The sequence below is a fragment of the Dyella solisilvae genome (assembly GCF_003351225.1).
Taxonomy (GTDB): Bacteria; Pseudomonadota; Gammaproteobacteria; order Xanthomonadales; family Rhodanobacteraceae; genus Dyella; species Dyella solisilvae.
In genome coordinates this window covers 301,259-310,229 of record NZ_QQSY01000002.1, presented here as the reverse complement: position 1 = coordinate 310,229, position 8,971 = coordinate 301,259, and the positions used below count along the sequence as shown (strand labels likewise).

The following is an 8,971-nucleotide window of genomic DNA, read 5'->3' as shown; positions in this document are numbered from 1 at the left end:
GTTGCTGCAGGCGGCGACCGCGAGCAGGGTGGCACACAGGAACGACAGGCGCTTCAGCATGGGAATCCTCAAAAACGGGGTAGGGCTTGGAACGAACACGCCGGCCTTCGGCCGGCGTGTCTGCTGCGATTACTTGGCGGCGGCAGCGCCGGACGAGCCGTCGGCGGCGTGCAGGCCTTCGACGTAGCTGGCAAGGGCGGCGATGTCCTTGTCGTCCAGCTTCTTGGCGATGGGCGGCATGATCTGGGCGTGGGCATCATCGCCCCAGGTCGTGCCGTCGCGCCAGGACTTCAGAGTGGCCTCGACGTACTGCGCGTGCTGGCCGGCCAGCTGCGGATAGACCGCGCCCGGGTTGCCGCGGCCGTCGATGCTGTGGCAAGCCATGCAGGCCGGCACGCCCTTGGTGGCGTCGCCTTCGCGATAGAGTTGCTGGCCACGCTCGACCAGGGCCTGGTCGGCCACGCCCGGCAGGGAGCTCTTGGTGGCGAAGAAGGCGCCGATGTCATGCATGTCCTGCTCGGACAGCGGCGAAGCCATGCCCAGCATGATCGGGTTCTGGCGCTTGCTGCCTTTGAAGTTGGTGAGCTGGCGCGCGATGTAGGACTCGTGCTGGCCGGCCAGCTTGGGATACTGCGGATCGGTGGAGTTGCCGTCCATGCCGTGGCAGGCGCCGCAGACGGCAGCCTTGCCGGCGCCGGCGGTGGCGTCACCCGGCTTGACCGCAGCGGTCGCTTCGGTCGGCTTGGCGGCCTGTTCGGCGGTGGCGGCCGCAGCCGGCTGCGCGGCGGTGGCGGCAGCGGCGGGCGCCTTGGCCTCCTGCGCGATGACGACGCTGGAAGACAGCGCAAACACGAGGACTACGGCATAACGAACGACAGCGTGCCGGAAACCGGCGGGCCGAAAACTCATACACTTGTCTCCCGAAAAACTGCTATGGCTGCACGGTCCGCGCTGGCCGGCACGTCCGCAAATTGCAGAAACTCCCGGATTATCTCTGCGCCATCTTAGCCGGTCAAACCATGTCCAATCCGTTGCAGGGGGCCCAGTTCGTGCTGGCTGCCCATCGAATTTCCCAGCTTCCGCCGGACCACGGCGCGGAAGTAGCCTTCGCCGGTCGCTCCAATGCCGGTAAGTCCAGCGCGCTCAATGCGTTGACAGGCCATCGTGGCCTGGCGCGAACCTCCAAAACGCCAGGCCGCACGCAACAAATGGTGGCCTTTTCGCTGCCGCCTAAGGTGCAGGGCGAGGGCCTCGCGCCGCTGCAGGTGCGACTAATTGACCTGCCCGGCTATGGCTATGCCAAGGTCCCGCCGGAGCTGCGCGAGCACTGGAAGCAGGAAATCGACGGCTACCTGCATCAGCGCCAAAGCCTGCGCGGCATCGTGTTGATCGCCGATATTCGCCATCCGCTCAAGGACTTCGACCGGATGATGCTGGACTTCTGCTTCGCGACCCAACTGCCCTGCCATGTGCTTTTGACCAAGGCTGACAAATTGTCGCGGAACCAGTCGGCGCAGGCGTTGGCCGCGCTGCGCAAGGAACTGGTCGAGGGCGGCACGCAGGCGACCGCGCAGATATTTTCTTCCCAGACGCCCACGGGCGTGGACGAAGCGCGCGACGTGGTAGTGCGTCTGCTCAACACGCCGCGCGAATAGGCCGCACCTCGTGCGGCCGCGTTTCAGCCGTTGACGCTGCCCATGAACACCGCGCACAGCGCTTCCATGCCGGCGCGGTCTTCGTCATCGAAGCGGGCGACCAGCGGGCTGTCGACGTCCCATACGCCGAACAGGCTGCCATCGGCGCGCACCAGCGGGACCACGATCTCCGACTGCGACGCGGCGTCACAGGCGATGTGGCCGTCGAACTCGTTCACGTCGCGCACCACCTGGGTCTGGCGCGTCTGGGCGGCCGTGCCGCACACGCCGCGGCCGAGCGCGATGCGGATGCAGGCCGGCTTGCCCTGGAACGGACCGACCACCAGTTCCTTCCCGTCGTAAAGGTAGAAGCCGCACCAGTTGAGGTCGGGCAGGCTGTGGTACACCAATGCGGCGAAGTTCGCCGCATTGGCGATGACGTCGACCTCACCCTCGAGCAGGCCGCGCGCCTGCGCGCACAGATCCTCGTAGTGCTCACGCTTGCTCGCGTGGGCCTGGGTCTTCACTTCGAACATGGGGATGGGTCTCGGGGATAAAGACGTATTATGCGCCGGTCCAGGCGAGCAGCGCCGGATGCCGACTCGGATTCATGTCATCAGGGGATAACCGCATGTCGACGTTCTTCATCGCCGGTACCGATACCGGCGTGGGCAAGACCCACGCCACTTGTACCTTGCTGCATGCGCTGCGTGCGCGAGGCCTCCATGCCGCCGGCATGAAGCCGGTGGCCAGCGGTTGTGTCGAGACCGCCGACGGTCTGCGCAACGATGACGCGCTCGCGCTGCAGGCGGCCAGCAGCGCGCCGATGCCCTACGAATGGGTCAATCCTGTCGCCCTGCGCGAGCCACTCTCACCGCACCTGGCCGCCGCGCATGAGGGGGTGGAGATCGGGCTGGCTCCGCTGCTTGAGGCGTTCCATCACCTGCGCGACATGCACGATGCGGTGCTGGTGGAAGGCGTGGGCGGCTGGTTGGTGCCGCTGTCGCGGGGCCTGCTGGCTTCGGACATCGCACGACAGTGGCAGCTGCCGGTGATCCTGGTGGTCGGCATGCGCCTGGGTTGCCTGAGCCATGCCCTGCTGACCGCGCGCGCCATCGCCACCGACGGCTGCCGACTGATCGGCTGGATCGGCAACTGCATCGACCCGCACATGGATGCGCTCGATGAAAACCTCGCCACCCTGCGCCAACTGCTGCCCGCGCCCTGCCTGGGCGTGATTCCGCACGGCGCGGCGCCCTCGATGGCCGCGACGGGGCTGGACGTGGCGACGCTGTTGGAGTGAATTTCACGCCGTGGGTGCTTGCATGTGCAGGCGCCAGCGGAGAAGCCCATGTCCCTACGTAGCCACTACTATTTCTCGATCGCTGACCTGACCAAGGCGCACGGGCCGATCCCAGCGCTCAGTTTCGACGGCGCGGGGCCGGATGATCTTGCGGCGGCCGTGCAGGACGCGATGCGCACCCCGGTCCTGTTCGAGCGCTGGCGCGCCATGCAGGACGAGCCGGACGAGGTCGATCCGGCGCTGGCGGTGGTGGACCCGGCCGCGGTCGCCAACGCCCGTGTGTCCGACCTGCACATCGACCTGGACCTGGTCACCGGCCTCCCCATGAGCATCGTGCGCCACCGCATGAATCTGCTGATTGGACCGAGCTGGCAGCTGCGCGATATGCGCAAGGCCTGACTTCCTGCCCTTTGCGCCGGTATCGGGGAGTGGTTAGGCTCGGGGTTTGTACCGCCCACAAGGGGAACCCCGATGCTTCGTCTCCGTACGCTTGTGATAGCTACCTCCATCGCGCTTGCCGCCTGCTCGCAGCAGTCCAATGAGCAGGCCCAGCAGCCCGCGCCGGCCAGCACCGCCCCGGCCAAGGCCGCCAGCGCCGCGCCCTCCAACGAGGCCAGCGCCGTGAATCCCTTCTTCGCGCCCAGCACGCTGCCGTTCCAGGCGCCGCCGTTCGACAAGATCACGGACGCCGATTACATGCCGGCGTTCATCGAAGGCATGAAGCAGCATCTGGCGGAGATCCAGCAGATCGCCGACAACCCGGAGCCGCCAACCTTCGAGAACACCTTCATCCCGATGGAGAAGTCCGGTCAGCTGCTGCGTCGCGTGATGCGCGCGTTCGACGCGGTGAGCGGGGCCAACACCAACGACACCCTGCAGAAGGTGCAGGAGGACGTCGCGCCGAAGCTCGCCGAGCATCAGGACGCGATCGTGATGAACGACAAGCTGTTCAAGCGCATCGAGACGATCTTCGAGCAGCGTGACACGCTCAAGCTCGACCCCGAGTCCCGTCGCCTGGTCGAAGTCACCTACAAGAACTTCGTGCGCGGCGGCGCCAAGCTGTCCGACGCGGACAAGACCAAGCTGAAGGATCTGAACAAGGAAGAGTCGACCATCAGCACGCAGTTCACCAACAAGCTGCTGGCTGCAACCAAGGCCGGCGCCCTGGTGGTGGACGACAAGACCAAGCTGGATGGCCTGTCCGACGGCGACCTCGCCGCGGCGGCCGAGGCCGCCAAGGGGCGCAAGCTCGACGGCAAGTGGGTCATCCCGCTGCAGAACACCACGCAGCAGCCGGCGCTGCAGAACCTCAACGACCGCGCCACGCGCGAGCAGTTGTTCAAGGCCTCGTGGAATCGCGCCGAGAAGGGCGACGCCAACGACACCCGCGAGCTGATCGCGCGCCTCGCGCAGCTCCGCGCCGAGCAGGCCAAGCTGCTGGGTTTCCCGAACTACGCGTCGTGGAAGCTGGAAAACCAGATGGCCAAGACGCCGGAAGCGGCGCTGACCTTCATGGGCAAGCTGGCTCCGGCAGCCACCGCGCGCGCCGAGCGCGAGGCCAAGGACATCCAGGATGTGATCGACCAGCAGAACGGCGGCTTCAAGGTCGAGGCATGGGACTGGAACCACTACGCCGAGCAGGTGCGCAAGGCCAAGTACGACCTCGATGAAGCGCAGATCAAGCCGTACTTCGAGCTGGACAACGTGCTGCAGAACGGCGTGTTCTATGCCGCCAACCAGCTCTACGGCCTGACCTTCAAGGAGCGCAAGGACATCCCGGTCTGGCAGCCTGACGTGCGCGTGTTCGAAGTGTTCGACAAGGACGGCACATCGATGGCGCTGTTCTACTGCGATTACTTCAAGCGCGACAACAAGCAGGGCGGCGCCTGGATGAGCAACCTGGTCGAACAGTCCAAGCTCATGGGCACTAAGCCGGTGATCTTCAACGTCGCCAACTTCACCAAGCCTGCGCCGGGCCAGCCGGCCCTGCTGTCGTTCGACGACGTGATCACCATGTTCCACGAGTTCGGCCATGGCCTGCACGGCATCTTCGCCGACACCCAGTACCCGAGCCTGTCCGGCGCCAACACCGCGCGTGACTTCGTGGAGTTCCCGTCGCAGTTCAACGAGCACTGGGCGACCGATCCGAAGATCTTCGCCAACTACGCGAAGAACTATAAGACGGGCGAGCCGATGCCGGCCGAGCTGGTCGAGAAGATCAAGAAGGCCAAGACCTTCAACAAGGGCTACGACATGACCGAGCTGGTCTCGGCGGCCCTGCTCGACATGAGCTGGCACACCCTGAGCGCCGACACGCCCAAGCAGGATCCGGACAAGTTCGAGACCGAGGCGCTGACCAAGGCCAAGGTCAACCTGAGCTACGTGCCGCCGCGCTACCGCTCCAGCTACTTCCAGCACATCTGGGGCAACGGCTATGCCGCCGGCTACTACGCCTACCTGTGGACGCAGATGCTGGCGGACGATGCCTTCCAGGGCTTCGTGGACAAGGGTGGCCTGACCCGCGAGAACGGCGATCGTTTCCGCGCCATGATTCTCTCGCGCGGCAACACCGAGGACCTGGCCCAGATGTACAAGAACTGGCGCGGCAAGGATCCGAGCATCGAGCCGATGCTGCTGAACCGTGGCCTGAAGGAAGCGCCGCAGAAGAAGTGATGCTTCGTCACTGCTTCACCGAAAGGGCCGGCCATGCCGGCCCTTTTTTTTTGCGGGTGAGCCTGAGGGAGCTGCGAAGCCGGTTGGTCGACGCTGTCGAAGCAACCGGTCATCGATGCCGCCCATCCCGATGCCATCCTTATCGAAGCACTGGAACCGGCTGCGCCTACACCCGCAAGGAGTCGCGCATCCGGGTCACTTCACCTCTTCGAAATCGCCAGGCTTCCAGCTCCTGTCGAACGCGGCCTGCTCCGGCCCATAGATGCGGATGTAGGCAAACCAGCCGTGGCCCGGCGTGGTCTTGATCCAGCGGCTCTCGCTTCCTTTCGGCGGCGTGGGGCCGACGTACAGGTCAACGGGTGCATTGGTCGGCACGTCCTTGAGTTCGAACAGCGACCTCAGCGCCGCCTTGTCCTGGTCGGTCTGCACCTGCGACCGGGTCGCCGTGTCGTAAATGGTCACGGACCAGAACAACTTGCCCGGCACCGGCTGTGGAACGGTGAGCTTGTAGTTCTTGCCGCCATCGAGAAAGACGCCCTTGCTGTCACGCACGCTCATCCAGTACAGCGAGCCGGCGCCCGCGCTGCGTCGGAACATGGCCGGGGAGGTGACGATAGCTTGCGCAAACCAGCGGTCGCGCGCCTCCAGATCCATGCCCCAGGGCGTTTCGAATTGCGCACTTCCCGGCACGAGGCCAACCCATTCCCACTTGCGATCGGGCCAGTTGATGCGATCCGGTCGGTCGCTATCGAAGGCTGATACCAGCATCTGGTCACGGCCTGCCTTGGCGGCCTGCTCGAGCAAGGCTTTCATGCGTGCATCGGGTTGGAACGGTTTGCCCTTTTCGATGCCGAGTTCCGCCAGCAGGCCGTACATCGGCAGGTACTGTTGAACGACGGGTTCGTCGTTGATGATCTGGCTCAGCTTCTCCCAGAACTGGATGTTGTCCTCCCACTTCAGGGAAGAGCTGTCCATCGCCTTGTCTGTCGTATCGACCACCTGAAGCGATTGCGGGCTGGTTGCGCTGGCGAGGGGATAGATCTTCACCGCGCGAAGTGCATTGAGCGCCTTCTGGACGTCGCCGCCGATGGGCAAGGCGCGAAGCGCGAACAGGTTCTTGATCGAGTTGGGGCGGCTGACGTGGTAGCCGGCGGGGACCTTGCCGGCGTAGCCCGGTGGCAGGAAGAGGTATTTGCCGCCCTTGCCTGCATCGGGTCCTGGCAGGCCCATGTCCTGCACCCATCCCTGGTTATGGTCGTCCACCAGGCCGATATAGGCGCCGGGCGGCAGGTCGATCACCATCGGGCCCTTGCTCAGGTCAAGCACGCCAGAGCCGTAGGGTGTATCCGAGTTGAGGGTGAAGCCCACCTGCCTCGGTCCTGCGGCGGCCGTTCCCCAGGCCTGGCCATCCTGGATGCCCGCCGCGCGATTGCCATTGAAGATGCCTTCGACCGATACGCTCGGATACCAGAACCGGTACGCCGTCACGGCGCGCTGAAAGTCGGCGTCGTTGCGTGCCTGTTCCGTCGCCTGTGCTGTCGGATAACCCCGTTCAAAAACATAGGTCGTGGGTGCGGATGCAGCCTGCGACACAGAAGCCATGGCGGCGCAAAGTGTCATGACGGGTAGTGCCATAGGAATGCGCATGGTCAGCCTCTCTCAACAGCGTGCCTGAAGGTGTGGGTCGTGCCGGGTGTTCCCCTGCGAGAATCGCGCCCGTGGACGTGCGCTGGGGATATACAGGTCAGCCCACGGGTTGGATGTCTTCCAGTGACCAGCTCTTGTCGAACCAGGGCTGCAGTGGGCCGTACAGGCGGAAGATCAGGAACCAGCTCTTGCCTGGTACGGTCTGGATCCAGTTGGCCGCATCCTTGGGTCGCTTCGGTGCGAAGAAGATGTCGGTCGTGCCGTCGGCATTTGCCTTCAGGCCGTGCGCACTGGAGAGGCTGGGGAACTGCTGGTCGGGCTGCAGCATCGAGCGCGTCTGCGGGTCGTACACGCGGCCGGCGGTGTCCGGGGTGGGCACGCCATCGGTGAAGCCGAGCTTGCCGATGCTGCTATCGACCTGGGCCGGCGTGGTGATCCGGGCCGGGATCGGGGTGGTCATCCTGAGCGGCGGCGCCCCATCGGCCAGTGCGGCGCCCGTCAGCCAGGCCAGGGCCCATGCGATGCTCCGGCTTGGCCAGCCAGACATCCCTGTCACCTTCATCGCACTCACCTTCCCGAGTTCGTCGCGTTCGATGAGGTTCCACGAGCAAGCGCTGGGGAACAATCGTGAAACTACCGAGCCGGCGTAAGTAGATCTACCGAGATGACCGCACTGGAAAGCAGGAGCGACGACATCTCTTGCGCCGGGTGAGGGGGTTGCTCAGGCGATTCGGCTGCGCGGCAGACAGGGTCCGGCGCCGCTCACTGCCCGAGCTGGGAGACTGCTTCCCGCAGGGGCTGCACGGACACGTGGATCAGTCCGCCCAGGGGTGTATCCATTTCCATGATCACGAAAATGGCGCCGGCCGACGACAGCGCGCAAAGCAGGAAGAAAAAGATCACCGTGTGGTTGTTGGGCGCGAACAGGCCGAACGTTCCGAATATCACGCACAGCCACGCCGTCAGCACCAGCAGCAGCGTCGTCGGGATGCCGCCCTGCTTTTGCAGCAGGGCCATCCAGCGCGCGGCAAACACTTCTTCGAAAATGTCCTGCGCGCGGGACAGCAGGATCCGCTGGTCAGCGGTGGCGGGGCGGAGCGCCGCCAGCTCGTGCTGGAAATCGTTGATGTGGGCAAGCACCTTCGGGTTGTCCACGGAGCGGCGGCGCTCGCTTTCTTCCGCGCCGATCAGGTCGATCCAGGCGCTGTAGCTTCGCTTGAGCGATGCGCGCAGATCCTTCGTTTCGGGACCATAGGCGGCCAGGGTGCGGTCGAGCCTCAGGATGTTCACGGCGTTGTGCTGGAAGTCCTGGCTGACGGTATCGAAGGTGGTCTTCGCCGAGGAGATCAGCAGACCCAGCACGAGCGCGGCCAGGGTGGCGATGAGCCCGGCGGCCAGCTTGATGGCGGTCGCCGAATCTTCGTCGAGATGGTGGCCGGGCAGGCGGGTACGCATGACCATGCCGAGCAGGGCGCACCCGAATGCGCAGACGAAGACAAACACGGAAAAGAGCAAGTGGCTCACGCCGCCTCCCGATGCCATCGGCTCGACCGGCGATTCTACCCCTCGTCGACGGGAGGCTTGCGCTGGCGTAGCCCGCTGGCGCGCCGCCCGGAATGCCCGCGAGGGCATCCCTGCTTGACGCCAGTTCGGGCAGGGCGGAGCGGCTGGACGGCGGGGCGGTGCTGCGCCTAAGACCTCGATCGCCGGGCAT

The 8,971-nt window shown here is 65.2% G+C and carries 9 protein-coding genes; 4 read left to right on the top strand and 5 right to left on the bottom strand.

Annotated elements, in window-relative coordinates; translation table 11 throughout:
* Nucleotides 1–129: 129 nt before the first annotated feature.
* A complete protein-coding gene (locus DVT68_RS08725) occupies nt 130–909 on the bottom strand; it encodes a c-type cytochrome (protein ID WP_114824692.1) in 780 nt (259 codons plus the stop codon).
* 110 nt (nt 910–1,019) lie between these two features.
* Between DVT68_RS08725 and yihA the strand changes: the two genes are divergently transcribed.
* Nucleotides 1,020–1,655 (top strand): ribosome biogenesis GTP-binding protein YihA/YsxC, encoded by a 636-nt coding sequence (gene yihA, locus DVT68_RS08720; RefSeq protein WP_114824691.1) that lies wholly within the window; start codon nt 1,020–1,022, stop codon nt 1,653–1,655.
* A gap of 23 nt (nt 1,656–1,678) precedes the next feature.
* On the opposite strand, the gene DVT68_RS08715 is transcribed toward yihA, so the two are convergent.
* Nucleotides 1,679–2,170, bottom strand: coding sequence for a GAF domain-containing protein (locus DVT68_RS08715; protein WP_114824690.1), 492 nt, complete (start codon nt 2,168–2,170; stop codon nt 1,679–1,681).
* Nucleotides 2,171–2,265: 95 nt separating this feature from the next.
* On the opposite strand from DVT68_RS08715, the gene bioD reads away from it, so the two are divergent.
* The 3 genes from bioD (at nt 2,266) to dcp (ending at nt 5,610) form a co-directional block, all read left to right on the top strand.
* Nucleotides 2,266–2,937, top strand: coding sequence for a dethiobiotin synthase (bioD, locus tag DVT68_RS08710; RefSeq protein ID WP_114824689.1), 672 nt, complete (start codon nt 2,266–2,268; stop codon nt 2,935–2,937).
* Nucleotides 2,938–2,985: 48 nt separating this feature from the next.
* Nucleotides 2,986–3,336: a hypothetical protein gene (locus tag DVT68_RS08705; protein ID WP_114824688.1), complete on the top strand. Its 351-nt coding sequence runs from the start codon at nt 2,986–2,988 to the stop codon at nt 3,334–3,336.
* A gap of 72 nt (nt 3,337–3,408) precedes the next feature.
* Complete coding sequence (dcp, locus tag DVT68_RS08700; RefSeq protein WP_114824687.1) at nt 3,409–5,610, top strand: peptidyl-dipeptidase Dcp; 2,202 nt, start codon at nt 3,409–3,411, stop codon at nt 5,608–5,610.
* A 195-nt stretch (nt 5,611–5,805) separates the two neighbouring features.
* On the opposite strand, the gene DVT68_RS08695 is transcribed toward dcp, so the two are convergent.
* The 3 genes from DVT68_RS08695 to DVT68_RS08685 form a co-directional block, all read right to left on the bottom strand.
* Nucleotides 5,806–7,257, bottom strand: a complete 1,452-nt coding sequence (locus DVT68_RS08695) for a DUF1254 domain-containing protein (protein WP_199536013.1) — start codon at nt 7,255–7,257, stop codon at nt 5,806–5,808.
* Nucleotides 7,258–7,354: 97 nt separating this feature from the next.
* Complete coding sequence (locus DVT68_RS08690; RefSeq protein WP_199536012.1) at nt 7,355–7,804, bottom strand: DUF1214 domain-containing protein; 450 nt, start codon at nt 7,802–7,804, stop codon at nt 7,355–7,357.
* Between the two features lie 215 nt (nt 7,805–8,019).
* Nucleotides 8,020–8,781: a bestrophin-like domain gene (locus DVT68_RS08685; RefSeq protein WP_114825309.1), complete on the bottom strand. Its 762-nt coding sequence runs from the start codon at nt 8,779–8,781 to the stop codon at nt 8,020–8,022.
* Between the last annotated feature and the right edge of the window lie 190 nt (nt 8,782–8,971).